The sequence below is a fragment of the Pseudomonas sp. NBRC 111124 genome (assembly GCF_001320245.1).
GTDB lineage: Bacteria > Pseudomonadota > Gammaproteobacteria > Pseudomonadales > Pseudomonadaceae > Aquipseudomonas.
This window is the reverse complement of record NZ_BCBA01000104.1, coordinates 1-676: the sequence shown is the minus strand read 5'-3', so window position 1 is coordinate 676 and position 676 is coordinate 1. Positions and strand designations below refer to the sequence as shown.

Below are 676 nucleotides of genomic sequence, written 5' to 3'. Positions count from 1 at the left end.
TAGCCGGAATACTTATGGCCGACCACGGTTGGTCGAAGCTCTGCGCCGGCAGGCACACGCAGTGGGCCACAAGCGGATAGGTCGGCTGATGCACGAGGAACACATCCAAGGCAAATGCAAAGGCGGTTTCAAACCCTGTACGACTGATAGCCATCACTACCTACCTGTAGCGGACAATGTGCTGGCTCGACAGTTTGCCGTGAACAGCACCACGCCCACTTGGGTCAGCGATATCACCTACATCGCAACCAAAGAGGGATGGTTGTATCTGGCAGTCGTACTCAGCATTCAGACGCGCCAGGTGCTGGGTTACAGCTTGGCGGATCGTATGCCGGACGACTTGGTTGAGAGAGCCTTCATCAATGCTTGGAACGCATGTCTTGGCCTCTATGGTGTTGTGTTCCACTCCGATCAGGGACGTCAGTATGCAAGCAGCAAATTCCGCTTCGCGCTGGCCAAGAAAGGCTTCACGCAGAGCATGAGCAGGAAGGGCAATTGTTGGGATAACGCCGTGGCTGAGAGCTTCTTTGCCACATTGAAGCGAGAAGAGGCCTGCCGGGTTTACCCCAGCAAGCAGCAGGCGCACCTGGCAATCGCGAACTACATCCACGGGTTTTACAACAGTAGTCGACTGCACTCAGCACTGGGCTATCGTTCACCGAACGAATATGCCAAA

The 676-nt window shown here is 55.2% G+C and carries 1 protein-coding gene; it reads left to right on the top strand.

Annotated features, from left to right (window positions below; all coding sequences use genetic code 11):
• Window positions 1-676: IS3 family transposase (locus APH28_RS25985; protein WP_060513284.1), on the top strand; the 676-nt coding region annotated here is incomplete at both ends.